We start from the raw sequence: 25,951 nt of genomic DNA on the forward strand, positions 1-25,951 counted from the left end.
AGGCATGTTCTCCCTTAATAATCAGATTGCAGTCGTCACCGGTGCCGCGACGGGCATTGGTAAGGGCATCGCCTCCGCATTGTGCGAGGCTGGTGCCACCGTCGTCATCGCTGATCTCAACGAGTCGGCCGCGGCTGACACCGCCGCATCACTGGGTGCGCACTCGCGCTTCGTCGACGTGACCAAGCGTGAGACGGTCCGCGCGCTCTATGACTCCGTCGTCGAGGAATTCGGCCGCCTCGACATCGTGTGCTCCAACGCGGGTGTCTTCCCCAACGCGCCACTGGAGACCATGACGGATGAGCAGTGGGACGCGATGTTCGCCATCAATACGCATGGCACGTTCACCGTGGTGCAGGAGGCGCTGCCGCATATGAAAGCACAGCGCTACGGCCGCATTGTCATCACGACCTCGATCACCGGCTCCCACACGGGCTTCCCCGGCTGGGCACACTATGGCGCATCCAAGGCCGCGCAGCAGGGCTTCATGCGTTCCGCCGCGCTCGAGGTCGCCCGCGACGGCATCACCATCAACGGCGTGCTGCCGGGCAACATCCTGACGGAGGGCCTCGAAGGCCAGGGCGAGGAGTACCTCGCCGAGATGACCCGCGCCATCCCCATGCACCGCCTGGGCGACCCGCGCGATATCGGCAATGCCGCCGCGTTCCTCGCCTCCCGCGAAGCCGGCTACATCACGGGCCAAACCCTCATCATCGACGGCGGCCAGGTGCTGCCGGAGACCCCCGAAGCGATTCTGCCGCCATACGAGGCTTAGACTTCCCTCCCGTTCTTATGCGATAGCACACAAGGAGTCGTGTGCCATGTTCGGTGTGCCCTGGGCAACCGCTATGACGCACAGCTCGTGCACCGCGTTCACGCCGTCCTATATCTGTGCGGTGTGGTGGCCCAAGGCGAATAAGGCGGGCGCGCTCGCCTCCATGCTCACTGGTGCTGTGGTGTCCGTGGGGTGGAATGCCCTGGGCCTCGACGCTGCGACGGGCTGGGACGCGATGGTTGCGGGCATCGGCAGCTCCACGCTGGCCATGGTTGTGGGGAACGCTGGCGACGCAGCGGCGCTACCCAGTGCCAGCTCGCATTCAGGCAGCACTGCGGGAGATCTAAAAAAGGGCGGCCCGAAGGCCGCCCTTGTGTCTTAGCGCTTAAGCGTTGAGCTTACGGTAATCAAACACCGTATCAATGAGACCGTACTCGACGGCTTCCTGCGCGGTGAGGATCTTGTCGCGGTCGGTGTCCTGGCGGACCTGCTCGGAGGTACGGCCGGTGTGGCGGGCCAGCGTGTCCTCCATGAGGCGACGCATACGCTCGATCTCGGCAGCCTCGATGGCGAGGTCAGAGACCTGGCCCTGGGTGCCTTGCGTGCGCGGCTGGTGGATGAGGATGCGGGAGTTCGGCAGGGCTGCGCGCTTGCCCGGGGCACCGGCGGCCAGCAGCACTGCGGCAGCGGACGCGGCCTGGCCCAGGCAGACGGTCTGCACGTCGGGGCGAACGTACTGCATGGTGTCGTAGATGGCCATCAGCGAGGTGAACGAGCCACCTGGGGAGTTGATGTACATCGTGATGTCGCGGTCCGGGTCCTGGGACTCGAGGACGAGCAGCTGCGCCATGATGTCGTTGGCGGAGGTGTCATCGACCTGGGTGCCCAGGAAGATAATGCGCTCCTCGAAGAGCTTGGAGTACGGGTTGGTCTCCTTGGTGCCCTGGGCGGACTGCTCGATAAAGGACGGCAGCACGTAGCGGGAGTTCGGCATCTGGAAATTAGACATAAAAGATTCTCCTTCTAAAAGAATGCGTGCCGGTTTAGAGATTGGACAGCGGGCCCTGAGCGGACTCGATGACGTGGTCGACGATGCCGTAGTCCTTGGCTTCCTGCGCGGTGAACCAGCGGTCGCGGTCGGAGTCCTTGGTGATCTGCTCGAAGGTCTGGCCGGTGTGTTCAGCGATGAGCTCGGCCATCTCGCACTTGGTGGCGGCGAACTGCTCGGCCTGGATGGCGATATCGGCAGCGGTGCCACCCACGCCAGCAGACGGCTGGTGCATCATAATGCGTGCGTGTGGCAGAGCGTAGCGCTTGCCCTTCGTGCCGCCGGAGAGCAGGAACTGGCCCATGGAGGCAGCCAGGCCCATGCCGTAGGTGGCGATATCGCACGGCGAGTACTTCATCGTGTCGTAGATGGCCATGCCGGCCGTGACGGAACCGCCCGGGGAGTTAATGTAGAGCGAAATGTCGCGAGTGGGATCCTCAGCCGACAGAAGCAGGATCTGTGCGCACAGCTTATTCGCAATCTCGTCGTCCACCTGGGTGCCCAGGAAGATAATGCGCTCGCGCAGCAGGCGCTCGTAGACGCTATCGCCCAGGTTCATGCCTGCGCCCGGTGCCGTCATAGTGATGTCAGACACTTCTAATCAGTCTCCTTCGTACGTGTTCTTTTCCGCTTTGCCGCCGCAGCGAAAACCACGACGCGAAAAGCCAATGGCACCACCCTACCGCGCTTTGGTCGCCAAGAACCCCTCGAAAGGGCCTTGTTCGCTATGAGCGTTACGCCAGCCGCGTAGGCATGCAAAAAGCCCGGGCTGCAGCCCGGGCTTTCAGCGTGAAAGATTAATCCTCAGCGTTCGCTGCGGTCTCCTCGTCTTCTTCGATCTCGCCGAAGTACTGCTCGACGTCGACCTTGGTGCCGTCCTCGTCCTTAGCATCAACGCGGCAGATGGAGGCCGCGAGTGCCTTGCCACGGCGGACGTCGGCAAACAGGTTGCCGATCTGGCCGTTGGACTGGATCTGCTGGATGAACTGGTTCGGGTCCATGCCGTAGGACTGTGCGGTGAACAGGATGTGATCGGTGAGCTCCTGCTGGGAGACCTCCGGCTCTTCCTTGTCAGCGACGGCGTCCAGGAACAGCTGGGTGCGCACGGACTCTTCAGCCTGCTCGCGGGACTCCTTGTCGAACTCCTCGCGGGTGGTGCCCTGTGCCTCGAGCAGCTGGGCGAGAGCCTTCTCGTCGTGTGCGAGCTGGCCCAGGACTTGGTGCAGCTGAGCGTGAACCTGCTCGTCCACGATGGACTGCGGCAGCTCGAAGGACACCTGCTCCATGGCAGCCTTGAGGACCTCGTCGCGGATGGCAGCAGCCTGCTCGGACTTCTTGGACTCCTCGACCTGGCCCTTGGTGGCCTCGCGCAGCTCCTCGATGGTGTCGAACTCAGACGCCATCTGAGCGAACTCGTCGTCGAGGTTCGGCAGCTTGCGCTCCTTGGACTGAACGACGTGGACCTTGATGGTGGCCTCTTCGCCCTTGTGCTCGCCGGAGTTGATCTCAGCGGTGAACTCGTTGTCCTCGTCGGTCTTCATGCCGCGCAGTGCGGTGTCGAGGCCCTTGATGAGGTCGTCGTCGCCGATGCGGTAGGACAGGCCCTCGGTGGACGCGTCCTCAATCTTCTTGCCGTCGATCTCGGCGGTGATGTCGATGATGGCGTAGTCGCCGGTCTTCATCTTGCGCTTGGTGTCCTTGAGCTCACCGAAGCGCTCGGCGAGGTTCTCCAGAGCCTCGTCCACGGCGGCATCGTCAGCAACGATGGCCGGAACGGTGACGGCGATCTTGGAGAAGTCCGGAACCTCGATCTCCGGGCGGACGTCGACCTCAGCGGTGAACTCGACAACGTCGTTGTCCTCGATCTTGGTGATGTCGATCTCCGGCTGGCCGATGACCTTGAGGTCGTTTTCAACGACGGCCTGCTCGTAGCGGGTAGGCAGCATGTCGTTGACGACCTGCTCGAGGATGGGGCCGCGGCCGATGCGCGCATCGATAAGCTGGCGCGGCGCCTTGCCCTTACGGAAGCCCGGGATCGAGACCTGCTGCGCGATGGCAGCGTAAGCCTGCGCGATCTCCTTGTCCAGCTCCGAGAACGGAACGTTAACGGTCAGCTTGACGCGAGTATCGCTCAGCTTGTCGACGGTGGTCTTCACGGAAAACTCTCCTGCGGGTAGTTAGTAGAATGTACGGCTCACAAGTGTACTAAAGGGGTCCAAGACTCTTCGTCTTGGACCCCTTCTTTTACGTCGGGACGACAGGATTTGAACCTGCGACCCCCTGCTCCCAAAGCAGGTGCGCTACCAAACTGCGCCACGTCCCGCGACCCGCCGAAACGGGTTCATCGCGCAAGTCTACTGGGTGTAGCGCCGTTTGCGGAAACCGGCAGCTAGTCTGGCAAACATGGCGATTTTATTTATCGATGTCGACGGCACGCTCGTCAACTCCTATCCCGGCATCGCCGCGTGCATCCGCGCGACCATGGATGAGCTCGGCCTGCCCCAGCCTTCCGATGCCCAGCTCCACCGGCTCCCCGGGCCCCCACTGCGCGATACCCTCGCGGCCTGGGGCTATGCTTCCGATGCCGTCGAGCGTATCTACGCCGCATTCCACCAGGTGTATGACACGTCGGGGTGGAAGTGGACCACGCTCCACGAGGGCTGGGCGGACGCCCTACCTCGGTGGAAGGCGGCGGGCCACACGCTGTGCACGGCGACAAGCAAGGGCGACACCGTCACCACACGCATCCTGGACCAGTTGGGTGTCCTCGAGCACTTCGACTTCATAGGCGGCGCCGACGACGAGGGCGGCACGCGCAAGCGCAAGCGCGAGGTCATCGAGTGGGTCCTTGATTCCATGGACTTACGCGGCCACGAGTCCAAGATCCTCATGATCGGCGACCGCTCCCACGACACGGAGGGCGCCCGCCCACTCGGCATCGCGACGGCGCTCGTGGGCTGGGGCCACGGCAGCCAGCCCGAGTTCGACGACGCGGATTTCTTTGCGCCGGACTTCCCAGCGCTCGAGGCTATCGTCGCCGGATGGACTAGTTAAAGTCGTTCGGGTGCGGGCCGCCGCGGCCGTCCTCGCCGCGATCCAGGCTCGTGATACCCGCCATCTCGTCCTCGGTGAGTTCGAAGCCGAAGACGTCGAAGTTCTCTGCGATGCGCTCCTTGTGCGCGGACTTCGGGAAGACGATGACGCCATTCTGCAGCTGCCAGCGAATAAGCACCTGTGCTGGGGTGACACCATGGGCCTCGGCCGGACCGGTGACCTCGGGCTGCTCCATAATGTCGGTCTTGCCCTGACCCAGCGGACCCCACGACTCGATCTTGATGCCGTGTGCACGAATGCCGTCGAGCTCGCGCCAACGCTGAAGGTACGGATGCAGCTCGACCTGATTGACGGCTGGCGTCTCCTCGGTATTGAGCTCGAGTTCCTCAATGTGGCCGAGCTCGAAGTTCGCGACGCCGATGGACTTGACCTTGCCGGCCTTCTTCAGCTCGATGAGCTGCTTCCACGCTTCGACGAAGGTGTCCTTCTCCGGGGTCGGCCAATGGATGAGGTAGAGGTCGACGTAGTCGAGGCCCAGCTTCCGCAGTGACTCGTCCAGCGCCGCGGCGGCGTCGGTCTGGCGGTCATTCCACAGCTTCGTGGTTATGAACAGCTCCTCGCGCGGGATGCCGGACTCGGCGATGGCCTGGCCCACGCCCTCCTCGTTACCGTAGATGGCTGCGGTATCGATGTGGCGGTAGCCCACGCGCAGCGCCTCGGCCACGAGTTCCGCGGTCTGCTCTGGGTCGACCTTAAACACACCAAAGCCCAGCTGAGGGATAGTATTTCCGTCGTTTAACTTGATATTCGGTACAGTCATGCGGCCTAGAATACGCCAAAACCCCGGCCGAAACCGGGGTTGAAAGTTGGAGGGAATGACGGGAATCGAACCCGCGTCTTCAGCTTGGAAGGCTGAGGTATTAGCCACTATACGACATTCCCATGCCGTCAAACGCGTGCGCGTAACGTGCTGCTCAACACTTTAACGCATGGCACGTGGAATTGAGAAAACGGGAACTCAGGAACCCAGCTAATCGTTATAGTGGGCAGGAAGAACATACTTTTAAGTACATGGGAGTGAGTGGTCTACAACATGACGGGCCTCATTATTATCCTCGCGGCCGTCGGAGGCGCAGTGTGGTTTGTCTCGAGCCGTTCGAAGAAGAACACCGCGGCCATCGAGCAGCAGAGCTTTGAAGACGCAATCGCAGACGCGCGCCGCTGGACCGAGCGCCTCGGCGGCCAAGTGATGAACCTCTCCGGCACGGACACCGCATCTCAGCAGGCGATGGCTGATGCTTCGGAGCGTTTCACCGCGGCGAACTCCGCACTCGCCAGCGCCACGACGACCAAGCAGGCGAACCTCGCGCGCGAATCCGCGCTCGAGGGCCTGCACTACGTCAATGCCGCCCGCGAGATCATGGGAATGCCTTCCGGCCCGCAGCTCCCGCCGCTCGAGGGTCAGCGTCAGGCTGGCCGCGTCACGGAGGAGCGCACGGTCGAGCTCCAGGACGGCCAGACGATTACCGCCTCGCCGTACGCCTCGGCGAATACCCCGAACTACTACCCCGGCGGCACCGTCGCTGGCCGTCCGGTCCCCGCTGGCTGGTACTCGCGTCCATGGTGGGCCGATGCTCTGAGCACCGGTGTGTGGATGATGGGTTACTCCATGATGTTTAACGCTATGTTCGCGGGCATGTCCGGTATTGGCTACTCGGCCGCAGCCGCAGAGTCCGGCGCCTGGGACGGCGGCGGCGACATGGGAGACATGGGCGGCGGAGACATGGGCGGCGGCGAAGATGGCGGCGGCTTCTTCGACGGTCTCTTTGGTGGCGGCGACGGAGACGGCGGCGGCCTGTTCGACATGGACTTCGACTTCTAAGCCCCGTCCCCCAAGTCAACACAAGCGCCAGGGTTCTTGGAGGCCCCCTTAGCTTTGGGTTTATGGCGCTTCAGGCCGACTCAGACCCCTCGAAACGCAACAAACCCAAAGCTAAGCCTCGTGCCGTTTGGGGACGTCGAAATGATAAAACCCACTGCCACGCACGGAAAACGACGAAAGCGCCAGCGAAAGCTGGCGCTTGAGTCATATTCGGGGCGATTAGGCCTCCGGAAGCTCCGGGGCGATGCCGGTGCGCTCGTACTCGGCGAGGATGTCAATGCGGCGCTGGTGGCGCTCGGCGCGGGACCATTCCTGATCGAGGAAAGCGTCGACGATGGCGAGTGCCTCTTCCTCGGAGTGCATGCGGCCACCGATGCCAATGAGCTGAGCGTTGTTGTGCTCGCGTGCAAGGCGGGCGGTCTCCGGGGACCACGCGAGGGCACAACGAGCACCCTTCACCTTGTTCGCAGCGATCTGCTCGCCGTTGCCGGAGCCACCGAGCACGATGCCGAGCGAACCCGGATCGTTGACGGTGCGCTGGGCGGCGTCGATGCAGTATGCCGGGTAGTCATCCTCGGCATCATAAGCGTGGGCGCCACAGTCAATAACTTCGTGGCCTTGGTTCTTCAGGTGTTCAGCAATGACATTCTTCGTCTCGAACCCTGCGTGGTCTGCTCCTAGATATACGCGCATGACCACGATGGTACCGCACCCGCTCAGTTCCGCTGCGCAAACTCAAACATTGCGGTAAACGTAAGTGTCATGACGCGCTACCTCACGACCACGCTCATCCTCTTCGCCGTGTGCTTCGCTGCGGGGATCGGGACGCTCATCGTCACGAGCCTGCCCAACTATCGGGGATTTCTCATCGGCTGGGTCCTCGCCACGCTCGCCAACCTAGGCCTCGTGGTCGCCGTAGGCTACGCACTGTTCAGCAAGCGCTTTGACAAGGGCGCACGCACCCACGCCCAGCTCTTGGTCGCCTTCATCGTGGGACTCATCGGCACCGCGTCCTGGGCGAGCTGGGTGCTGGCCGCGTGGGAGGAATACCAGGCGCAGCAGACCCTGCCGATTATCAACATCGCGGGCCTGCCCTCGCTACCCTGCACGGTCATCGTGGTGGTCATCCTCGCCACCGCAGCATGTCGAGCGCGTAAGCGCTAGTTGTCGCGCACCTGCGGCATTTCGGTGCGGGTGCGCTTGATCTCGAAGAAGTACGGGTACTGCGCGAGACGCACGGCGGCATCGAAAATCTCGCCGGCCTCCTCGCCGGTCGGAATGCGGGTAATGACGGGGCCGAAGAAGGCCGTATCGCCCAGCTTGACCACCGGGGTGCCGACGTCGTCGCCGACCTCGGAAATACCTTCATGGTGGAACGTGCGAAGGTCCTCGTCGACCTCCTCCGTATTGGCGACGGAAGCAAACTCTGCGGGAAGGGCGGCATCGGCAAGCGCGGCTGTGATGATGTCGTCGTAGGCGCCGTAGCCCTTCTTGCCGCCCTCGCCGGCGCCGTGGATGCGGGTGCCCATGGCGGTGTAGTAGGCGTCGATCTTCTCCGGGGCTTCGAGCATGATCTTCGCGGCGACGCGGGCCGGGCCCCAATTCGCCTTCATCATCTCCATGTAGTCCGGGTCCAGGTCGCGGCCGTCGTTGAGGACGGAGAGCGACATGGGCTTGAACTCGACGCTAATATCGCGGACCTTCTCCACTTCCTTCATCCAGCGGGACGTGGCCCACGCGAACGGGCAGGTGCAATCGAACCAGAAGGTAACGGTCTGCATTATTTCTCCTAAAAAATGGTGTGCGTTATCGTTCCCCCAGACTAATGTGGGTAGCGTTACTTTTCACACAAAATTTCGGAGGAACCCCAATGACCTCGGTTAATCTCACCCGCTCGGAGGCGCAGGCCCGCGCAGCCCTCGTCACAGTTGAGCACTACGACGTAGACCTTGATATCACCGGCGAGAAGCAGTTCCGCTCCCGCACCACCGTATCGTTTACGGCGAAGGAGGACGGCTCCACGTTCATCGATCTGCGTGGGGATTCTGCCACCGCAACCTTGGATGGCGAGGCCATCGACTTCGAGTACGACCCCACCTACGGCATTCCGCTGGAGCTGAAGAAGGGCGCGCACGTCCTCGAGGTCGATGCACTCATCACCTACTCGCGCACCGGCGAGGGCCTGCACCGCTTCGTGGACCCGGCCGATAACCAGCCGTACCTCTACACCCAGTTCGAAACGGCCGATGCCAAGCGCGTCTTCGCCTGCTTCGACCAGCCGAACCTCAAGGCGACGTACTCGCTGTCCTTTACGGCCCCGAGCGACTGGACGATCATCACCAATGGCCCCGTTGAATTTGATGGAACTCGCTGGCGCTGCGAGATCGACTACCCGCTCTCCACGTACCTCGTTGCCGTGTGCGCGGGTCCCTACTACCGCGTCTCGGATGTGTGGGAGGGCACGCTTACGGAGCACCCGGAGGGCCAGCCCGCGCAGGAACTCACGGTGCCGCTGGGCATCTACTGCCGCCAGTCCCTCAAGGACTCCCTCGACGCCGAGCGCCTGTTCACGGAGACCAAGCAGGGCTTCGACTTCTACCACCGCAACTTCGGTTACGCCTACCCGTTTGGCAAGTACGACCAGATCTTCGTGCCGGAATTCAATGCGGGTGCGATGGAGAACGCCGGCTGCGTGACCATTCGCGACGAGTACGTCTTCACCTCGCCGGCGACGCACTACAAGTACGAGCGCCGCGCGGACACCATCCTCCACGAGCTCGCCCACATGTGGTTCGGCGACCTCGTGACCATGGAGTGGTGGGACGACCTGTGGCTCAACGAGTCGTTTGCCACCTGGTCCGCGGCCATCTCCCAGGCGGAGGAAACCCAGTACGACACCGCCTGGGTCACCTTCGCCAACGTGGAGAAGTCCTGGGCCTACCAGCAGGATCAGCTGCCCACCACGCACCCCATCTCCACGGATGCGTCTGATATCGAAACCGTCGAGCAGAACTTTGACGGCATCACCTACGCCAAGGGCGCCTCGACGTTGAAGCAGCTGCAGTCCTACGTCGGCCGCGAGAATTTCCTGGCAGGCGTACGCCGTCACTTCGCCGCGCATGCGTTCAGCAACGCGACCTTCTCCGATTTGCTGCAGCACCTCGAGGAGGCCTCTGGTCGCGACCTGTCCTTCTGGGCGCAGCAGTGGCTCAAGACCACGGGCGTCAACACGGTGAAGCCTGCCTTTACCGTGGAGGACGGCAAGTATGCTTCATTCTCTGTTGAACAGTCCGGCGACACGCTGCGCACGCACCGCCTCGCGGTCGGCCTCTACAACGTGGTCGACGGGGCTGTCACCCGTGTCCGCCGCGAAGAACTCGATATCGATGGTGCCTCCACGTCGGTGGACGCCCTCATTGGCGCCGAGAAGGCAGACTTCGTCCTCGTCAACGATGACGACCTCACGTACGCACTTATCGAGTTTGATGAGGACTCGCTCGCGTTCGCTATCGAGAACATCGACAAGTTCGTCGATCCCATGGCCCGCACGCTGTGCTGGTCCGCGGCGTGGGAGATGACCCGCGGCGGCACCATGCGCGCCCGCGACTTCGTGGCGCTCGTCGCCCGCGGTGCGTCCGCAGAGACGGAGCTCGCCGTCCTCGAACGCATCCTTATCCAGGCGGTATCCGCCCAGCGGCAATACGCCGATCCCGCCTGGGCAGCGAGCGATGAGACCCTTGCATCTGCCCTGCTTGGCGGCGCACAGAACCCGGACGCGCAGCGCTCCCTCATCTTCGCTCAGGCGCTCACCTCGCTCGAGCTTTCCGATGCCGCCCGTTCCTACCTGCAGGGCCTCCTCGCAGACTCCGAGGACCAGGGCTTGCGGTGGAAGGCACTCGCAGCGTTGGCGGCGGCTGGCGAGGACATGGAGGACGCGGTGACTTCGGAGCTTAAGCGCGATAACTCGGCACTCGGCGTCCAGGGCGCCATCCGTGCCCGCGCTGCCGTCAACACGCCAGAGAATAAGCGCGCGGTCTACGACGAGATCGTCGCCGGCGACCTGGGCAACCGCGAGCTCGAGTCCAAGCTGGCGGGTCTCACGTCACCGGGCTCGGAGGCGCTCCTGCCCACCGCGGAGTTCTACGACGTCGCGGAGAAGATCTGGGGCGCACAGTCCTCCGAGGTCGCACAGACCACCGTCTCCGGCTTGTTCCCTCGCTGGGACGTCACAGAGGAAGGCCTCAAGCGTGCCGATGAGTTCCTCGCGCGCGAACTGCCCGGTGGCCTGCGTCGCAGCGTCACCGAGGACCGCGACCGCGTCGCCCGCGCACTGCGCAACCGCAGGTTTGACGCGTCCTGATGTACTGGGGGCCGCGTGGGATCATCGACTCCCCTCTCGCCGGCCGCTGCGGCGCTCGTCGGCGGGACTGCTGCCGTTCTAGACAGACTCGAGCGTTGCGGCGGGCCTGTCGCCGACGACGACGGCGACCGTGACGGCATCGGAACGCAAGGTCTCTTCTGAATGCTCGACGACGCGCCCTTCGCTGCCCCACACCGTACGGGAAAGGCGCAGCACCGGCTGTGTCCGGCCGATGAGCAGGTGCGACTGCTCGTCCTCGGTGGGCAACGCCGGGGTGACGAGCTCGCGCTTGAGCACGCCCAGACTGTTTATCATGCCTTCCAGATCGCTGCTTGCGAGGTCCGGGAAGAACTCCACCGGCAGGTAGTGCATGGCAAGGCTCACGGGAGACAGCTCCGTGGAGCGCAGGCGCCACAGCGCCCACACTTCGTCGTTGTCGTCGATCTCCAGCTGCGCCGCGATATGGCGCGGAGCAGTGGTGCGTTGGAAATCGAGAACGCGCGTCTGCAGCGCGGTTCCGCGGCTGCTGAGCTGCGGGTAGATGTCGTCGAGCGTCGTGAGCTCGGCGACCGGCGGAATGGACCGTACGAAGGTTCCACCTGTGCGACCGCGGCGACGATCAATGAGTCCCTCAATTTGAAGGATGTCCAAGGCATGACGAACTGTCATGCGGGCCACGCCGAACTCCTGAACCAGCTCTCGCTCAGTGGGTAAGCGGTCTCCGGGGCGCAGCTGGCCTGTCTCAATCTTCTCGCGCAATGCGTCAGAGATGAGCAAGTATGCGGGCTTGCGTCGTTGGATAGCAGTCACGCATTAAGAATAGCCAATAAAAAATGATCCCCCTAACTAAGGCCCGCTTAAAACTGCCTTAAGTTCAAGATTTAAAGGCTTAGAAATCTCTACGCAATCCACTCGGTGAGATATAGACCGGCCAGGTGTCATGCCAGCCATCCGAGCGAGATTAAGAGACATTTAATCTAGTCTAAAGCGTCGAGCGCCTGGCGCAGATCCTCGAGCAAGTCCTCACTATCCTCGATGCCGATCGACAGACGCACAAGGTCCGCCGGCGGCACGAGTTCGGAGCCCTCCGCCGACACATGCGTCATGCGCTGCGGATGCTCCACGAGCGACTCGACACCGCCCAGCGATTCTGCGAGAGCAATGATCCGCGTGTTGAGACAGAACTGCGTCGCATGCTCGGGCTTGTGGAAGCGCACCGACATCATGCCGCCGAATCCGCGCATCTGCTTCGCCGCCAGCTCGTGGCCCGGGTGCGACGCCAGCCCCGGATAGAGCACCTGCTTCACCTCCGCGCGCGCCGCAAGGAACTCGGCCACCGCCTGAGCGTTCTGACAGTGGCGGTCCATGCGCACCGCAAGCGTCTTGATACCCCGTGCAGTGAGGTACGCATCAAACGGCGAGGCCACCGCGCCCGTATTGCCCTGGAAGTAAAGCAGGCGCTCGTCCATCTCCGGATCATTGGTCACGACCGCGCCGCCGAGGACGTCCGAGTGCCCACCCAGATACTTCGTGGTGGAGTGGAGCACGTGGTCCGCACCGAGCGCCAACGGGTTCTGGAGGTACGGGGTCGCAAAGGTGTTATCCACAACAACAGCAGCGTTGCCCTTCACCGCCGCGACGGCCGCGATATCCGTAATGTTCGTCGCCGGGTTCGTAGGCGTTTCCAGCCAGATGAGCTTCGTGTTGTCCTTGATGGCCGCGCGCACCGCCTGCACGTCGGTAGTGTCGACGATGCTGAGCTCGACGCCCCAATCGCCGTAGTCATTGTGGAGCAGGCGGTACATGCCGCCATAAGCGTCGTTGCCGAGGATGACGTGCGCGCCCGGGCGCAGGATGATGCGCAGAAGCGTATCCACGGCCGCCATGCCAGAGGAGAACACGCGCGCGTACTGCGCGTCCTCGAGCGCGGCGAGCGTCTTCTCCAGAGCACGCACGGTCGGGTTAGCCACGCGTCCATACTCGAAGCCGCCACGCAGTTGCGCCAAGCCGTCTTGTTCGAACGTCGTGGACGCGTAGATGGGCACGTTGATAGAACCCATATGGCTATCCGGCTGGTATCCGGCGTGGATGGCACGGGAATGGAAGCCGCGCGCGAGTTGTGCGCGGCGCTCGTGGTTGCTCGGCTCAGTCATGGACGCAAGCCTAGACCAAGCTGTCCATTTTTCGCGTACCTTTCCGCCTTTTATATTCACCCTGGCGTACACTAGGCGGACGATGATTCTCGCTAAAAACACTGCAACCGACACCGTCACCGCGGTTAACTCGTGGTGGTCCAATCCCGATACCCGTGCCTGGCTCGTGGAAAAGCCTCTGAAGATCCTGCTCATCATTCTCATTGCGCTCGTTCTGCATTGGCTCTCGCGCCGGCTCATCGACAAGCTCGCACGCAAAGCGCAGAGCTCGAACGGTTCGCGCCCGCCGCTGCTACGCAACGTACGCAAGCCCAAGTCCAAGCAACAGGCCCAACTGCGCTCCCTCGACGAGACGCACGAGAAACGCCGTATCTCCCGCATTAAGACGCTCGCTGGCGTCGCCCGCTCCGCCGTCGCCATCGTCATCTGGGTCTGGGCCGCCATGACCATCCTCGCCGAAATCGGCGTCAACGTCGCCCCACTCATCGCCTCGGCCGGCGTCGTGGGCGTCGCCATCGGCTTCGGCGCCCAGTCGCTTATCAAGGACTTCCTCTCCGGCATCTTCATGCTCCTCGAGGACCAGTACGGCATCGGCGACACCATCGATCTCGGCAACGGCGTCTTCGGCGACGTCGAGGACATCACGTTGCGCATCACCACCGTCCGCGACATGGACGGCGCGCTGTGGTACGTCCGCAACGGCGAGATTCTCCACGTCGCCAACCACTCTGATGGCTACGCCATTGCCCGCATCGAGGTACCCATCAGCCTGTCCAACGACATCGATGATGCCCAAGCTGTCATCGCGGCATCGGCAGCACGCGCGGCGGACGAGGAAGCCGTCTCCGGGCTCATCCTCGAGGCCCCAAACATGCTCGGCGTCTCGAGCGTCGAGCCTGACTATGCCACCGTGCGCATCGTGACCAAGACCCTCCCCGGCGCCCAATGGCAGGTTCAGCGCTTCATCCAGGGCGAGATCTGGGAAGATATGCAGAAGAACGACATCAATACCCCCTACCCCCACGGCAAAGGAATCCCCAATTATGACGACGCCGAATAGCGCCGAGTCCGTCTACGACGCCATCGGCGGCGACGCCACCTTCGACAAGCTCGTCGCGGGCTTCTACGCGCAGGTGCCCGACGACGACATCCTCGCGCCCATGTATCCCGAAGACGATATGGAGGGCGCACACAACCGTCTCAAGTGGTTCCTCGCGCAGTACTGGGGCGGGCCCCAGGAGTTCAGCGAAAACCGCGGCCGCCCAGCTCTGCGCATGCGGCACGCCCACTTCCACGTGGACCGCGCCGCCGCCCTGCGCTGGCTCGAGCTCATGAATAACTCGCTCGCCCAGATCGACGAGGAGACCATTCCCCCGGCCTACCGTCACATGCTCACCGACCACTTCGAACGCGTCGCTGGCATGCTCGTCAACCAGCCGGACTAACCCACATGTCCGCAGACATCCGGCGCTCCTTCTTCCCGCTGGGCTGGACGTCTTTCGGCGGCCCCGCGGCACACCTCGGCTATTTCCGGACCGAGTTCATCAGCCGGCGCGGCTGGCTCACCGAGTCTTCCTATGCGGACCTCGTCGCGCTCTCGCAGTTCCTGCCCGGCCCCGGCAGCTCCAAGGTCGGCATGGCGCTCGGCTACCATCGCGGCGGCTGGGCCGGGTTTATTGCCGCCTGGTTCTGGTTCACGCTGCCCTCGGCCCTCATCATGGCCGTCTGTGGCCTCGCCTTCCGCGACGCCCAGCTTGCCGATGCCCACTTCCTCACCGGTCTGCTCGCCGCCGCAGCCGGCGTCGTCGCCCACGCCGTCTATGGCATGGCCCGCAAGCTGCTCTATACCCCACTCACGTGGGCGCTTGCGATTGCCACTTTCGTTGCGCTGTTCTGGCTTCCCCAGATAGTCCCGCTCCTCCTCGCAGCGGGTCTCGGAGCCGCGTTCCTCCGCCGGCCACAACTTACTGGCGCACCCGAGCTGCGCCCCGTCACCGCCCGCGCCGGTTGGAGCGCGCTCTTTGCCTTCTTCGCACTGCTCGGTGGGCTGGCCGCCGGCGCGCTCACCGGGAACTGGTGGGCGACACGGCTGAACGCCTTCTACCAAGCCGGCGCCCTCGTCTTCGGCGGCGGACACGTCATCCTGCCGCTGCTCGAGGATCGCTTCGTCGCCACCGGATGGATGAACCCCGCTGAGTTCTTCGCCGGCTACTCCATCGCCCAAGGTTTACCCGGGCCGCTCTTCACATTTGCGACCTACGTCGGCGCCGTCGATCGCGGAATCCTCGGTGCAATCGTCGGCACCGTGATGATCTTCCTTCCTGGCGCCCTCCTCATGGTCGCGGGACTCTACTTCTGGTCGCGCTGGCGCACGCTTCCGCGCATGCGCGGCGCCTTCGCTGGCGTCAATGCCGCCGTCGTCGGGCTGCTCACCCACGCGCTCTGGGATCCCATCATCACCCACGGCGTGACAGGCTGGGCCACCGCTCTCATCGCTGTGGCCGCCTTCGCAGCACTCTGGTTCAAGGCCCCGGCGTGGTCCGTCGCGGTCGGCGCGGCTCTTGCCGGCTGGGTTCTTCTTTAGTCTGCGAAACTGGTCTCCTGGGGTTCGGGCAGCGGGATGAGGTTGCGCTCGGTGGCGAGCTGTTCGGTGCGCTGGGCAATGGTCTGGCGCCACCGCTGGGCCATAATCCCCTGCGGCTCGGTCGACTCCCACGTGCCGTCTTCAAACAACCAGTACACAAACCCGGTGACGGGGTCGAAGAGATAATCACACCGGCGGTCCGTCTTGGCGTTGTGATGATGCTGGCATACAGCAATCAAATTATCCGTCGACGTTTCACCACCATCCCCGTACTCCACGCGGTGGTCGAGCTGCGCGTACTTCGCCGGCACCGTACAGTGCGCGCGGCGACACGTCCCATCACGCGCCTCAATAAACGCCCGCTGTGCCGCACTAGGCACATAGCCTTCCACCCTGTCAGGCCCGAGCTGGCGCTCAATAATCTCCAAGTCCGTGTTATCCAACGTGACCACACCGTGTTCGGGAAGATACGCCATGGATTCACCTTCCGGCTTGAACACGTTGACCACCACGGTTGTCTTCGAGCCGTTCAGGATGAGGTCGACCATGGCCTTGGTAAACGAGCAATTATTGGCGTTGGCGTACTTGCGGATGTGCTCATGGATGGCCTCGGCATCGACCCCATCCATCCGCACGTTAAGGAATGAGTTCTGGCCGCGGTGGTCCATGCGGTAGCGCGTGCCGTCGTCCTCACAGTCCTCCGGGGTATCGCGCGTGAGGTCGTAGTACTGGTACAAGATTTCGCGGATGACCTTGCGCACACGTGCAGTATCCGGCAACACTTGATTCTTCCGGGTTGGGGTAAACAACCGCACGAGTGCGTCATCGATGAGATGAAACAGATGGTCGTCGACGCCGATGAGCATCTGGCCAATCACCACGAGACGGTTGTCATCGAGATACCAGCCGCGCTCATGATGGGCGGCGAGCTTGGGCAGTGAGGCCATGCGGGCCACCCCGTGGTAGAGCTTCTCAGCGCGGTCGCGTGAGACATCGAGATTGCGGGCAAGGGTGGAAAAGGCGATGTCGACATCGTCGCCGGGGGTGGGAAGGACGCGGTGGATGGCCTTCCAGAAGAATTCGTTGCGGATGGCGACGTATTCTCCCAAGGGGCCAGCGGGATTCAAGGGGGCGAAGTAGGGGCCGGTGGGTTCGGTTGGTGGTGGTGGGTTGGTGGTGTTATCGGGAGGAGTGGTCATGTGGGCTACCCCTGTCGGTGAGTGAGAGTGTGAAGTAATGGTTTAGATAGAGTGTTCTAATTCTTACGTTCACAAGCTTACCTACCCCCAGATGCGTTCGTCAATAGTTTCGAATACTCAAATAGGCAAACAAAAAAGCCCACCCAAGGGGTGGGCTCGCGTTAGAACAGCGAGAGGCGCGAGGAGTGGTAGACGCTGCCAAAGGGGGCATCGACACGCACCCAGCGACCGAGGGCGGCCACACGCAAGTGGCGCGGGATGTTCATCGGCGCGCTAAAGCCCGGGATAAGCCCTAGGTTCGTGCACGCGAAAATGAGACGCATGGGAATGTCGACGCTCGTCCCGTCAGCTTCGACGGTGAGCACGGTCTGCTTCATGAGCGAGCTCGGCGGACCGGCAGGGCCTGAGAACTGCCGGGCCAAGGCTTGACCTTTGTCGGCGAGGTCGCGGACAACGTGGACCGGGAGGGTATCGAGAAGCTGGAAGCCCAACGCCGGCGGCAGGGCGCCTGGCCACGAGGCATCGCGCGGAGGGCCAATCTCGTCGCGGCCGTCCTTGACCGCATCAAGGAGGTCTTTCGCGGAGACGGACGCACCGTCCCGGCCCACGGTGCCAGCAACGCGGCGTGCGGCGACGACCTCAAAGGGCGTCGTGACGAAGACCTCGACGGCCTCTGGGGCGTATTGACGCAGGCGTGCGATGGCCTGGGCATCGAGACCCACCGCACGCGCCAAGAGGGCCTGCAGTCCTTGTGCGCCACTTTCAATGTGCAGCGTTTCTGTGGACATGCAGGCCCTCCTGTGCTCGACGGTGTAGTGGCGTCGAGTCTACTCGGCAAGAGCTCCGATGACTTCCTTCTCATGCTCGGTGAGCGGGCGCGGCAATCCGGTATGCAGATCAACGGCAACCTGGACGCAGTCAATCTCACATGCCACCGGGCCGTCTGGCACGCGGATGTTCTGGCGCGTGGTGAACGAGGTATTGCCGATACGGGTCACCCACGACTCAACCTCGACGGAGGAAAGGCCCTGCGGCTGGATGGGATTCTTGTAATCCAGCTCAAGGTGGCGCACGAAGGCCGCGAACTCCGGAACGTCCGGGAAAATGCGTTCCTGGGCGTAGATAAGGCGGGCCTCCTGCGCGATTTCCACGTAGTTGGCGTTCATCATGTGGCCGTAGCGGTCAAAGTCTGACCAGCGCACGGCCACACGATGGATGTGGTGCTTGTTTTCTTCAGTCACCGTATCTCCTATCGCGTGAGCTTACGGTGGGTCACGCGCGACGGACGTGCCGCATCCTCACCAAGACGCTCGATCTTGTTCTTCTCGTAATCGCCGAAGTTGCCTTCGAACCAGAACCACTGGCCTTCTGCCACGTTGCCTTCCCAGGCAAGGATGTGGGTGCAGGTGCGGTCGAGGAACCAGCGGTCGTGCGAGATGACCACGGCGCAGCCCGGGAATTTCTCGAGGGCGTTCTCAAGGGAACCGAGGGTCTCGACGTCAAGGTCGTTGGTCGGCTCGTCGAGGAGGATGAGGTTGCCGCCCTCCTTGAGCGTGAGCGCCAGGTTGAGGCGGTTGCGCTCACCACCGGAAAGCACCTTAGACGGCTTCTGCTGGTCCGGGCCCTTAAAGCCGAACGCGGACAGGTAGGCACGCGAGGGCATTTCATTCTGGCCCACATGGATGTAGTCGAGGCCGTCGGAGACGACCTCCCACACCGTGGACTCCGGGTCGATGTTCTCACGGCCCTGGTCGACGTAGGACAGCTTGACGGTATCGCCCACCTCGACGGAGCCGGAGTCCGGCTGCTCGAGGCCCACAATCGTCTTAAACAGCGTGGACTTACCCACACCGTTCGGGCCAATAACGCCCACGATGCCGTTGCGCGGCAGCGTGAAGGAGAGGTCCTTGATGAGCACGCGGCCATCGAAGCCCTTGGTGAGGTTCTTCACCTCGACCACCTTATTGCCCAGGCGCGGCGGGGTCGGGATCTGGATTTCCTCGAAGTCGAGCTTCTTATACTGCTCGGCCTCCGCAGCCATCTCCTCGTAGCGAGCCAGACGGGCCTTGTTCTTGGCCTGGCGAGCCTTGGCGCCGGAGCGGACCCAGGCGAGCTCTTGCTTCAGGCGCTTCTGCAGCTTCTTGTCCTTCTGGCCGGCGACCTCGAGACGCTCCGCCTTCTTCTCCAGGTACGTGGAATAGTTGCCCTCGTACGGGTAAAGCTTGCCGCGGTCGACCTCACAGATCCAACCGGCGACGTGGTCGAGGAAGTAGCGGTCGTGGGTCACGGCGAGGACGGCACCCGGGTAGGACTCGAGGTGCTTCTCCAGCCACTGCACGGACTCGGCGTCGAGGTGGTTGGTCGGCTCGTCGAGGAGGAGCAGGTCCGGCTCGGAAAGCAGCAGCTTCGCCAGGGCGACGCGGCGGCGCTCACCACCGGAGAGGTTGGTGACGGGCTCGTCAGACGGCGGGCAGCGCAGGGCGTCCATGGCCTGCTCGATCTTGGAGTCGACCTCCCACGCATCCGCGTGGTCGAGCTCCTCCTGGAGCTTGCCCATCTCTTCCATGAGCTCGTCCGTGTAGTTGGTGGCCATCTCTTCCGCGATTTCCTCGAAGCGCTGCTTCTTCTGGAAGATATCGCCCAGGCCCTCTTCCACGTTCTCGCGGACGGTCTTCTCTTCGTCGAGCGGCGGCTCCTGGAGCAGGATGCCCACGGTCTTGCCCGGATCGATGAAAGCCTCGCCGTTGGACGGCTGATCAAGGCCCGCCATGATCTTGAGGATCGACGACTTGCCGGCACCGTTCGGGCCGACCACGCCGATCTTGGCGCCCGGGTAGAAGGCCATGGTGACATTGTCCAGAATGACCTTGTCGCCGATGGCCTTGCGCACATTCTTCATCGTGTAGATGAACTCGCCCATTGTTCCCCTTTACGTCGGTTGGGTGAGTGTGCCCGCAGCCCGGGCACACACGTCAAACAACACAAAGAGTACATCATCCCCCGGGGCTGGGAGCTAGAACGGTGCGGCAGGCTCCCGGCTTTCCGATGCCGCCGCCTGGGCGTCCGCCGCCGTGTCCACCGAGGTATCGGCGCCGGCGTCCCCCGAGTTCTCCGTGTTCCCGGTATTGTCGTCCCGGCTCAGGATCTTGTCCGGACCCGTGTGCTCGAAGTTAGGGACAGGAATGCCGGTGACCGTGGCATCGGCGCCGATCTTGAGGCCGGTGGCGACGTAGTGGGACAGCTCGAGGGAGACCTGGTTGGCACGCATCTCAATCTTGGCGCGGTTCCGTCCTTCCTCGTCCTTCCATCCAATGGTGTTGAGCGAGCCGAGGACGATGACGGCCATGCCCTTGCGCAGCGTCGTGCGGACGTTCTGGGCGAGCGCACCCCACATCTCGACGTCGATGAAGAGGTTGTCCGTATCGATCCACTCGGGGCCCTCCGGATCCGGGTTGCGGCGGCGGCGCGAGGACGCCACGCGCATGGTGGTCTTGAGGTTGCCGTTGTAGACCTGCGTCATGTGCGGATCTGCAACGAGGTGGCCGGTGATGGTGACAGGTAGTTGAGACATAAGGTTTATTCCTTCTATTCGGTAGTCGACACGGGGAAGAATTTTCCCTCGCAGCACCATCGTGAACCACCGAATGCGCCGCGCCAACCCCCAAAACCGCAGCTGTGGATAACTCCCCGCGGTTGCCCAATAGAGTGGGCAAAAAGGGACGAGTTATCCACAGAAATTGGGCTTTCTCACCGGTATCTCAGTTTCACCGGTGCGTTCGTGCCGGTTCTGGCTACCGGTAATCCTCGTCGTTGAGGCGCGCGAGCATCGCATTGTAGTCCTCCAAATCCTGGTCGCCGTCGAGGTCCGCCTTCTGGTCGTGGCGTCGCGCCGCGGAGCGGTCCTCGCGCAGCCACTCGAGGAAGAGCGTGCCAAAGACGATAACGAGCGGGAACTGGCCGAAGCCCCAGGCGATACCGCCGCCCACCTTCTGGTCGTAGGCGAAGTCCGGGTTCCACGGCAGGTCGAGGGAAAGGTAGAAGTTCTCGCCCAGGATCTGGCCCAGCTGCATGAGATAGACGCCCGCGTAGAGGTGGATGGGCATGGAGATAAACAGCAAAAGCAGGCGCAGACCGGTGGGCCGGCGGTGCGGGATCGGGTCGGGGCCCACGAGCTCCCAGAAGTAGAAGTAGCCGGAGACGAGGAAGCACGCGTTCATGATGACGTGCCCGGCGTGCTCGGAGACCGCGTACTCGTACAGGTCAAAGGACAGGTAGAGAATGTAGAAGAAGAACAGGAACTGCACGAGGTTGACCGCCGGGTGCGTGATAAATCCGACGATCCGCGAGCGCGTCGCCGCCAGCGCCCACTCGTGCGGCCCAAATCCAGGTTCCCAGGCCTCCATCATGAGGGTGAGCGGCGCGCCCAGCGCGAGCAGGAGTGGAACGACCATGGACAGCACCATGTGGCCCAGCATGTGCATGGAGTAGAGCGCGGGAATGTACATGCCCAGCTCCGAGCTCATAAACAGCGTCATGCCCAGGGAGCCGGCCATCCACCACGCTGTACGAGTCCACGTCCACGTCAGGCCGCGCCGACGTACACGCCAGACCCCGTACGCATAGAAACCAGCGAGCAACAGGCCCAGGGTTCCCCACAAGATATCGAAGCGGAAGTGAGTGAAGAGACCGGCGACAGAGGGGGCTTCGGAAAGCTCGTAGCCCAACAGAATCTGCATGGAGTTGAGGTTGGGATCGCGCGGCGGCGGGGGCGGCGTGCGGCCCATGGTGCCAGCCACGCCGACCGTGAGCGCCATGACCAACAGTTCGACAAAGGCGACGCGGCGGAAGCGCTCCGGACGCGACTTCAGCTGCGGCATGGTGAGCTGGCGGTGCGCGAAGCCGAAGAGCGCGAGCACGAGCGTGAGCACTGACTTCGCCACGATAATGAGGCCATAGCGGGTGGTAAACCAGTCCGACCATTCGATGCGGATGGCGGCATTGATAAGGCCCGAGCACACCATGACGATGACGGAGAAGAGCGCCAGATTGGAGTACCGGCGCACGGCCATCGTGAGATCCGGTCCCAGGCGACGGCCATGCGCAAGCAGAGCGAGCAGCCCACCTACCCACAGCACCATGAAGATGAGGTGCCAGAGGAAGGAGTTCGTCCCGTAGTCATGGTCGCCGCCCGAGGCCGAGTGACCCTCCATGCCCAGCGGCACGACCATGAGGACCGAAAGAACCAGCAGGACCGGCTGCGAGCCCCAGCGCGAAGCGATAAGCCCGCCGATGCCCACCACAGCCGCGAGGCCCGCAGTAAGCAGCCACACCTGCGCGGTCGAGATATTGGGGAACGCGTAGGTAAACAGCTGGGGGTCGAGAACCTCAAGGAAGGACGAGCCGGTGGTATCGGAAAGCACGAGTGGGACTTCCAGCACTGCGAGGACCGCGGTGACCAGAGCTGCAAGCGCGCCAACCCGTTTCGCGACGTGTCCATCCACGGTGAGAGGCGCTGTGTTGAGTGTCTCAGCGTCGTGTTCTCGCGGGGAGATGAAGAAGGAGGACGCCAGGAAGGAGCCCACGGAGGTGGCCATGGCAATCCATGCGGCGGCACGAACGAAGGGTAAACCCACCGTCGTCACACGACCGGGATCCGGGATGCCGAGCGCCTTAAGCGAGTCCGCGAGGAAGAAGGACGCGATGCCGCCGGCTGCGATACCTGCGACGATGGCAATACAGACGTAGATCCATGCGGAGCCACGGGCGCGGCGCCGCGCGGCGGGGACAGACGCGACTGCGAAACCGTCCCCCTCCTGGGAGGACAACTGCTCTTCAGACATGTGTCGCATTCTACGACGTGAGCGTTATACCACGAAAAGTGACTATTACTTCCAATCATGGCATTATATTTGTCTATGGACTCGCGACAATTATCGTACTTCCGGTCCGTGGTCGACCACAGGTCGTTTACCCACGCCGCTGCGGCGCTCGACATGACGCAGCCGTCGCTGTCTCTGTCGATCCGCAAGCTGGAAAAAGAGCTCGACGTGCAGCTGCTCACCCGCGGCCGCGCCGGCGTCTCCACGACCGAGGCGGGCGACTACCTCTACACGATCGCCATCAAGATGGAAACCCTCATGACGGAGGCCGACCAGCGCATCCGCGAGATCGCCGGCGGCCTCGCTGGCTCCATCTCCATCAACGCCGCCCCGGAGTTCAACTGGGCCTTTATGCCCGAGATCCTCTCCCGCATGTTTGAGGTCGCCCCTGACGTCAAGCTCTTCCTCGAAGACCCCGAGCCCATCATCACGCTGGAGCGCGTCCTCGACGGCTCCATCGACCTAGGCCTCATGCCGTCCATAGACCCGCGCGCCTTCGCGCAGCAGCACCAGGACCAGCTCGTCGTCCACGTCGTCACCGAGTTCCCCATGCTGCTCGCCGTACCGGAGCGCCTTAAGGATCTCCCGGACGAGGTCTCGCTCGCCGATATCGCGCATGAGACGTGGATCCTCCCTAAGCACCATGACGAGTTCCCCGGCCTGCCAGACCTCCTGCGCACCGCCTGGTTCCAGAACCCCGAGTCCAAGCCCACCCACATCCAGGAAGTCTCCACCCTGCAGACCGCCATGCCGCTCGTCGCGGGCGGCATCGGCGTGGCCCTGCTTCCGGACTCCGCCCAGCGCCACGCTGGCGACCACGTCTTCTTCAAAAAGATCAAGGGCGATTTCCCGAGCATGCAGCCCATCCTCATCTACCGCAAGGACAAAGACCTCTCCCCCGCCGCCAACCAGCTCGTGGACATCATCCTCGAGGTCGGCGCCGAGGGTAGGTACCACTAGTCGCCACCCATCACAGAGTTCATTTCCTGCTGGTGTAATATATGACCGCGCTGCGCCCCCATAGCTCAGCGGATTAGAGCAGAGGGTTTCTACCCCTTGTGTCGCGGGTTCGATTCCTGCTGGGGGCACCAATTTTCATAGTTTAATATCCATAAAGGCTCGGTACCTCCCGAGCCTTTGCGCTTTGCGATGCCGCCGAGCTCTACTGCCGCAACGGCCGGCGTCGACCCAGGCCTGGTGCGCCACTACTTCGGTACCAAGGAGACGAAGGTGAAGCTCCTCATGGCCCTGGGCACCGAACGCCTCACCCAGGAAGACGCCCTCTTCGTCGAACTACAAAAATCGTGGGCAGCCCGGCCGAACGTCTCGTGCGCCGTTACTTCTTCATGTGGGAACACCCACCTCGCGGCCCATTATTCTGGCATTCCCGCGCGCCCTCACGTCCTTTACGACGTTACTCGCTCCCACCCCAGCCCCACTGCCGTACGGGACTCAAGTCCTCGAAAGCGGTCTCCTAATCCGCCACCGCCGCACCGTCTACGAGCGCGCCTGACCGCGAATCTCCTTACCTAGCCCCTCCAGTTCTCTCACAGCGGCGGACTGCGCCACCGCCGAATCCGTCGCGCGCGGCGGCGCCTGAATAACGCGCTCCGACTCAAGCCCTCGCTCTAACTCGATCGCGCGCGTAATCTCCGCGTCGATCTTCACGCCGAGGATAAACAGCGTGTTCATGATCCACAACGCAAACAGCGCGATGATGACGGTTCCCAGCGCGCCGTACGCGCTGCGCGCACCCACCACCGTGAAATAGACCCGCACCAGTCCCCACGCCACGACAGCGCCCAGCAACGCGATGGTTGAGCCCACCGTGAGCCACTGGAATTTCTGCGTCCGCACATTCGGCGCGAAGCGATACAGCAACGCCAACAGCGTCACGCTCATCACCGCCACGACCGGCCAGCGCAGCCATCGCCACACCGGCAGGAAGGAATCGACGAGGAAAGAACGCACCGAAGAAACACCCGGGACCCCGCCAAAAGGCCGCAACAGTCCCACCACGATGTCACGCTGCAGCATGAGCGCCACAAAGATCACCACGAGGCCCAGTACCACAGCGATGGTGAGCAGCCACATCACTGTCCACGTGCGCACGAGCCCGCGGCCTTCCACTCGCCCATACATCGCATTGGCACTGCGCGCGAACGCCCGCACATACGCCGAGGACGAAAACAGTGCGAGGACCACCGATAACACCAGCATGAGCGTCGACTGTTGCGTCGAGCCCACCACCGCATCCACGACCCGCTGTGCGGCATTCTCCCATTCCGGCGGCAGGTACGTCCCGATGAAATCGGCCGTGAGCTTCTGCACCTGTTCCTCATTGCGCGCGAGCACCAGCGTCGCAATGGAGTACACGCCCAACACCATGGGCAGCGCCGTGAGCACCGTAAAGAACGTGAGCGTCGCCGCGCGGTCCATCATCGCGTTCATGAAGAGCTCATGGCGCACCCGGCGCGCAACTAACCCCCACGCACGGCGCGACAAGTGCCACGCACTCTCCCCCGCCGAGCCATACGCCCGGGGCACCTCCGTGCGCACGAGCTCCCCACTATTGGGCGCAGCGACGGCAGGGCTTGGCCGTGCCCCCTTCTTCTCACCGTCGCCCGGCGTGGCGTTTTGTGTCATACCTGCAGCTTACCGGGCGTACTCAGCGCGGGCCGACACATCTAGGAAGCTAATTCGAGTCTCTCGACTCATAGCACGTCAGTACCCGCCATAATAGAGACTATGTCTACCTTCTCCGACGTCCTCGACCAGTTGCGCAAGAACCAGCCGCAAGGCAAGTACGGCATCGCCTTTGAGAAGCTCATGGTCAATTACTTCCGTAATGACCCGACGTTGAGCGAAGAGTACGAAGACGTCGGACGCTTCATCGACTGGAAATACTACGACGGACAATCCGATACCGGCATTGACCTTGTAGCCCGCCGCCGCGAGGACGGCCGTTGGGTCGCCATCCAGTGCAAGTTCTATGAGCCGACCGCTTACCTCCAGAA

General features: G+C 63.0%; 26 protein-coding genes and 3 tRNA genes. 12 read left to right on the top strand and 17 right to left on the bottom strand.

Features of this window, described 5'->3' with window-relative positions; translation table 11 throughout:
* Window positions 1-4 precede the first annotated feature (4 nt).
* Together fabG and BN9444_RS12195 are read left to right on the top strand one after the other, a co-directional pair.
* Window positions 5-775, top strand: a complete 771-nt coding sequence (gene fabG, locus BN9444_RS12190) for a 3-oxoacyl-ACP reductase FabG (protein WP_066490495.1) — start codon at window positions 5-7, stop codon at window positions 773-775.
* Window positions 776-821: 46 nt separating this feature from the next.
* The gene (locus BN9444_RS12195) at window positions 822-1,157 is read left to right on the top strand and encodes a hypothetical protein (RefSeq protein ID WP_066511323.1); all 336 of its coding nucleotides are present in this window, start codon (window positions 822-824) and stop codon (window positions 1,155-1,157) included.
* 3 nt (window positions 1,158-1,160) lie between these two features.
* Here BN9444_RS12195 and BN9444_RS12200 read toward each other — a convergent pair whose 3' ends face one another.
* The 4 genes from BN9444_RS12200 to BN9444_RS12215 all read right to left on the bottom strand — a co-directional run bounded on the left by BN9444_RS12200 (window position 1,161) and on the right by BN9444_RS12215 (window position 4,146).
* Window positions 1,161-1,784, bottom strand: coding sequence for an ATP-dependent Clp protease proteolytic subunit (locus tag BN9444_RS12200; protein WP_066490487.1), 624 nt, complete (start codon window positions 1,782-1,784; stop codon window positions 1,161-1,163).
* A 34-nt stretch (window positions 1,785-1,818) separates the two neighbouring features.
* Window positions 1,819-2,403: an ATP-dependent Clp protease proteolytic subunit gene (locus tag BN9444_RS12205; protein ID WP_276526031.1), complete on the bottom strand. Its 585-nt coding sequence runs from the start codon at window positions 2,401-2,403 to the stop codon at window positions 1,819-1,821.
* 217 nt (window positions 2,404-2,620) lie between these two features.
* A complete protein-coding gene (gene tig, locus BN9444_RS12210) occupies window positions 2,621-3,979 on the bottom strand; it encodes a trigger factor (protein WP_066490482.1) in 1,359 nt (452 codons plus the stop codon).
* Window positions 3,980-4,072: 93 nt separating this feature from the next.
* A tRNA-Pro gene (locus BN9444_RS12215) sits at window positions 4,073-4,146 on the bottom strand.
* 80 nt (window positions 4,147-4,226) lie between these two features.
* On the opposite strand from BN9444_RS12215, the gene BN9444_RS12220 reads away from it, so the two are divergent.
* Entirely contained in the window at window positions 4,227-4,877 is a 651-nt protein-coding gene (locus BN9444_RS12220) for an HAD hydrolase-like protein (RefSeq protein ID WP_066511315.1), read from the top strand.
* On the opposite strand, the gene BN9444_RS12225 is transcribed toward BN9444_RS12220, so the two are convergent.
* Both BN9444_RS12225 and BN9444_RS12230 read right to left on the bottom strand, forming a co-directional pair.
* Window positions 4,870-5,697, bottom strand: a complete 828-nt coding sequence (locus tag BN9444_RS12225) for an aldo/keto reductase (protein ID WP_066490478.1) — start codon at window positions 5,695-5,697, stop codon at window positions 4,870-4,872. The genes BN9444_RS12220 and BN9444_RS12225 overlap by 8 nt on opposite strands.
* 47 nt (window positions 5,698-5,744) lie before the next feature.
* Window positions 5,745-5,819: transfer RNA gene (locus BN9444_RS12230), tRNA-Gly, on the bottom strand.
* A gap of 151 nt (window positions 5,820-5,970) precedes the next feature.
* Here BN9444_RS12230 and BN9444_RS12235 point away from each other — a divergent pair.
* Window positions 5,971-6,759 (top strand): hypothetical protein, encoded by a 789-nt coding sequence (locus BN9444_RS12235; protein ID WP_066490527.1) that lies wholly within the window; start codon window positions 5,971-5,973, stop codon window positions 6,757-6,759.
* A gap of 219 nt (window positions 6,760-6,978) precedes the next feature.
* Here the strand turns inward: BN9444_RS12235 and BN9444_RS12240 are convergent, their stop codons facing one another.
* Window positions 6,979-7,452: a ribose-5-phosphate isomerase gene (locus BN9444_RS12240; RefSeq protein WP_066490477.1), complete on the bottom strand. Its 474-nt coding sequence runs from the start codon at window positions 7,450-7,452 to the stop codon at window positions 6,979-6,981.
* 69 nt (window positions 7,453-7,521) lie between these two features.
* Here BN9444_RS12240 and BN9444_RS12245 point away from each other — a divergent pair, with 69 nt between their 5' ends.
* The gene (locus tag BN9444_RS12245) at window positions 7,522-7,923 is read left to right on the top strand and encodes a hypothetical protein (RefSeq protein WP_066490468.1); all 402 of its coding nucleotides are present in this window, start codon (window positions 7,522-7,524) and stop codon (window positions 7,921-7,923) included.
* On the opposite strand, the gene BN9444_RS12250 is transcribed toward BN9444_RS12245, so the two are convergent.
* The gene (locus tag BN9444_RS12250) at window positions 7,920-8,540 is read right to left on the bottom strand and encodes a mycothiol-dependent nitroreductase Rv2466c family protein (RefSeq protein WP_181734595.1); all 621 of its coding nucleotides are present in this window, start codon (window positions 8,538-8,540) and stop codon (window positions 7,920-7,922) included. The genes BN9444_RS12245 and BN9444_RS12250 overlap by 4 nt on opposite strands.
* Before the next feature lie 89 nt (window positions 8,541-8,629).
* On the opposite strand from BN9444_RS12250, the gene pepN reads away from it, so the two are divergent.
* Window positions 8,630-11,119 (top strand): aminopeptidase N, encoded by a 2,490-nt coding sequence (pepN, locus tag BN9444_RS12255; protein ID WP_066511313.1) that lies wholly within the window; start codon window positions 8,630-8,632, stop codon window positions 11,117-11,119.
* Between the two features lie 78 nt (window positions 11,120-11,197).
* Here pepN and BN9444_RS12260 read toward each other — a convergent pair whose 3' ends face one another.
* Window positions 11,198-11,929 carry a GntR family transcriptional regulator gene (locus BN9444_RS12260; protein ID WP_068802012.1) on the bottom strand — a complete coding sequence of 244 codons (732 nt, stop codon included), beginning with the start codon at window positions 11,927-11,929 and terminating at the stop codon, window positions 11,198-11,200.
* Window positions 11,930-12,096: 167 nt separating this feature from the next.
* Window positions 12,097-13,272 carry a cystathionine gamma-synthase gene (locus BN9444_RS12265; RefSeq protein WP_068802013.1) on the bottom strand — a complete coding sequence of 392 codons (1,176 nt, stop codon included), beginning with the start codon at window positions 13,270-13,272 and terminating at the stop codon, window positions 12,097-12,099.
* Between the two features lie 82 nt (window positions 13,273-13,354).
* Between BN9444_RS12265 and BN9444_RS12270 the strand changes: the two genes are divergently transcribed.
* Genes BN9444_RS12270 through chrA form a run of 3 tightly spaced genes read left to right on the top strand, consistent with a single transcriptional unit; the run spans window position 13,355 to window position 15,856 of the window.
* Complete coding sequence (locus BN9444_RS12270; protein WP_066490451.1) at window positions 13,355-14,332, top strand: mechanosensitive ion channel family protein; 978 nt, start codon at window positions 13,355-13,357, stop codon at window positions 14,330-14,332.
* Entirely contained in the window at window positions 14,316-14,717 is a 402-nt protein-coding gene (locus BN9444_RS12275; protein WP_066490446.1) for a globin domain-containing protein, read from the top strand. The genes BN9444_RS12270 and BN9444_RS12275 overlap by 17 nt, the downstream gene beginning before the upstream one ends.
* A gap of 5 nt (window positions 14,718-14,722) precedes the next feature.
* On the top strand, window positions 14,723-15,856 hold the full coding sequence (chrA, locus tag BN9444_RS12280; protein ID WP_068802014.1) for a chromate efflux transporter: 1,134 nt from the start codon (window positions 14,723-14,725) through the stop codon (window positions 15,854-15,856).
* On the opposite strand, the gene BN9444_RS12285 is transcribed toward chrA, so the two are convergent.
* From BN9444_RS12285 to BN9444_RS12310, 6 genes are all read right to left on the bottom strand, one after another.
* The gene (locus tag BN9444_RS12285) at window positions 15,853-17,055 is read right to left on the bottom strand and encodes an HNH endonuclease signature motif containing protein (RefSeq protein WP_141681551.1); all 1,203 of its coding nucleotides are present in this window, start codon (window positions 17,053-17,055) and stop codon (window positions 15,853-15,855) included. The two genes, chrA and BN9444_RS12285, sit on opposite strands and share 4 nt — an antisense overlap.
* A gap of 161 nt (window positions 17,056-17,216) precedes the next feature.
* On the bottom strand, window positions 17,217-17,843 hold the full coding sequence (locus BN9444_RS12290) for a DUF8185 domain-containing protein (protein WP_068802016.1): 627 nt from the start codon (window positions 17,841-17,843) through the stop codon (window positions 17,217-17,219).
* Window positions 17,844-17,882: 39 nt separating this feature from the next.
* Window positions 17,883-18,296 (bottom strand): acyl-CoA thioesterase, encoded by a 414-nt coding sequence (locus BN9444_RS12295; RefSeq protein ID WP_141629226.1) that lies wholly within the window; start codon window positions 18,294-18,296, stop codon window positions 17,883-17,885.
* 8 nt (window positions 18,297-18,304) lie between these two features.
* Window positions 18,305-19,975, bottom strand: a complete 1,671-nt coding sequence (gene ettA / locus BN9444_RS12300) for an energy-dependent translational throttle protein EttA (protein ID WP_066491926.1) — start codon at window positions 19,973-19,975, stop codon at window positions 18,305-18,307.
* Between the two features lie 93 nt (window positions 19,976-20,068).
* Window positions 20,069-20,626 (bottom strand): single-stranded DNA-binding protein, encoded by a 558-nt coding sequence (locus BN9444_RS12305; RefSeq protein ID WP_068802017.1) that lies wholly within the window; start codon window positions 20,624-20,626, stop codon window positions 20,069-20,071.
* A 220-nt stretch (window positions 20,627-20,846) separates the two neighbouring features.
* Window positions 20,847-22,904, bottom strand: a complete 2,058-nt coding sequence (locus BN9444_RS12310; protein WP_068802018.1) for a bifunctional copper resistance protein CopD/cytochrome c oxidase assembly protein — start codon at window positions 22,902-22,904, stop codon at window positions 20,847-20,849.
* Window positions 22,905-22,952: 48 nt separating this feature from the next.
* On the opposite strand from BN9444_RS12310, the gene BN9444_RS12315 reads away from it, so the two are divergent.
* Window positions 22,953-23,894: a LysR family transcriptional regulator gene (locus tag BN9444_RS12315; protein ID WP_230384278.1), complete on the top strand. Its 942-nt coding sequence runs from the start codon at window positions 22,953-22,955 to the stop codon at window positions 23,892-23,894.
* Window positions 23,895-23,948: 54 nt separating this feature from the next.
* Window positions 23,949-24,025 (top strand) — tRNA-Arg (locus BN9444_RS12320).
* 406 nt (window positions 24,026-24,431) lie between these two features.
* On the opposite strand, the gene BN9444_RS12325 is transcribed toward BN9444_RS12320, so the two are convergent.
* Complete coding sequence (locus tag BN9444_RS12325; protein WP_068802020.1) at window positions 24,432-25,580, bottom strand: YihY/virulence factor BrkB family protein; 1,149 nt, start codon at window positions 25,578-25,580, stop codon at window positions 24,432-24,434.
* A gap of 102 nt (window positions 25,581-25,682) precedes the next feature.
* Here BN9444_RS12325 and BN9444_RS12330 point away from each other — a divergent pair.
* Window positions 25,683-25,951 (top strand): restriction endonuclease (locus BN9444_RS12330; protein WP_478219563.1); only part of this gene is annotated, 269 nt, incomplete at its 3' end.

Source organism: Corynebacterium phoceense, assembly GCF_900092335.1.
In the GTDB taxonomy this organism is placed as follows: Bacteria; Actinomycetota; Actinomycetes; order Mycobacteriales; family Mycobacteriaceae; genus Corynebacterium; species Corynebacterium phoceense.

Excerpts from the sequence above, each read along its gene's own strand:
- BN9444_RS12270 (WP_066490451.1), top strand. The coding sequence starts at position 13,355 with ATGATTCTCGCTAAAAACACTGCAACCGACACCGTCACCGCGGTTAAC.
- BN9444_RS12220 (WP_066511315.1), top strand. The coding sequence starts at position 4,227 with ATGGCGATTTTATTTATCGATGTCGACGGCACGCTCGTCAACTCCTAT.
- BN9444_RS12325 (WP_068802020.1), bottom strand. The coding sequence starts at position 25,580 with ATGACACAAAACGCCACGCCGGGCGACGGTGAGAAGAAGGGGGCACGG.
- ettA (WP_066491926.1), bottom strand. The coding sequence starts at position 19,975 with ATGGGCGAGTTCATCTACACGATGAAGAATGTGCGCAAGGCCATCGGC.
- BN9444_RS12310 (WP_068802018.1), bottom strand. The coding sequence starts at position 22,904 with ATGCGACACATGTCTGAAGAGCAGTTGTCCTCCCAGGAGGGGGACGGT.
- BN9444_RS12245 (WP_066490468.1), top strand. The coding sequence starts at position 7,522 with ATGACGCGCTACCTCACGACCACGCTCATCCTCTTCGCCGTGTGCTTC.
- BN9444_RS12275 (WP_066490446.1), top strand. The coding sequence starts at position 14,316 with ATGACGACGCCGAATAGCGCCGAGTCCGTCTACGACGCCATCGGCGGC.
- pepN (WP_066511313.1), top strand. The coding sequence starts at position 8,630 with ATGACCTCGGTTAATCTCACCCGCTCGGAGGCGCAGGCCCGCGCAGCC.
- BN9444_RS12205 (WP_276526031.1), bottom strand. The coding sequence starts at position 2,403 with ATGACGGCACCGGGCGCAGGCATGAACCTGGGCGATAGCGTCTACGAG.
- BN9444_RS12285 (WP_141681551.1), bottom strand. The coding sequence starts at position 17,055 with ATGACCACTCCTCCCGATAACACCACCAACCCACCACCACCAACCGAA.
- BN9444_RS12225 (WP_066490478.1), bottom strand. The coding sequence starts at position 5,697 with ATGACTGTACCGAATATCAAGTTAAACGACGGAAATACTATCCCTCAG.
- BN9444_RS12240 (WP_066490477.1), bottom strand. The coding sequence starts at position 7,452 with ATGCGCGTATATCTAGGAGCAGACCACGCAGGGTTCGAGACGAAGAAT.
- BN9444_RS12235 (WP_066490527.1), top strand. The coding sequence starts at position 5,971 with ATGACGGGCCTCATTATTATCCTCGCGGCCGTCGGAGGCGCAGTGTGG.
- BN9444_RS12195 (WP_066511323.1), top strand. The coding sequence starts at position 822 with ATGTTCGGTGTGCCCTGGGCAACCGCTATGACGCACAGCTCGTGCACC.
- BN9444_RS12290 (WP_068802016.1), bottom strand. The coding sequence starts at position 17,843 with ATGTCCACAGAAACGCTGCACATTGAAAGTGGCGCACAAGGACTGCAG.
- BN9444_RS12305 (WP_068802017.1), bottom strand. The coding sequence starts at position 20,626 with ATGTCTCAACTACCTGTCACCATCACCGGCCACCTCGTTGCAGATCCG.
- fabG (WP_066490495.1), top strand. The coding sequence starts at position 5 with ATGTTCTCCCTTAATAATCAGATTGCAGTCGTCACCGGTGCCGCGACG.
- BN9444_RS12265 (WP_068802013.1), bottom strand. The coding sequence starts at position 13,272 with ATGACTGAGCCGAGCAACCACGAGCGCCGCGCACAACTCGCGCGCGGC.
- chrA (WP_068802014.1), top strand. The coding sequence starts at position 14,723 with ATGTCCGCAGACATCCGGCGCTCCTTCTTCCCGCTGGGCTGGACGTCT.
- BN9444_RS12200 (WP_066490487.1), bottom strand. The coding sequence starts at position 1,784 with ATGTCTAATTTCCAGATGCCGAACTCCCGCTACGTGCTGCCGTCCTTT.
- BN9444_RS12250 (WP_181734595.1), bottom strand. The coding sequence starts at position 8,540 with ATGCAGACCGTTACCTTCTGGTTCGATTGCACCTGCCCGTTCGCGTGG.
- BN9444_RS12315 (WP_230384278.1), top strand. The coding sequence starts at position 22,953 with ATGGCATTATATTTGTCTATGGACTCGCGACAATTATCGTACTTCCGG.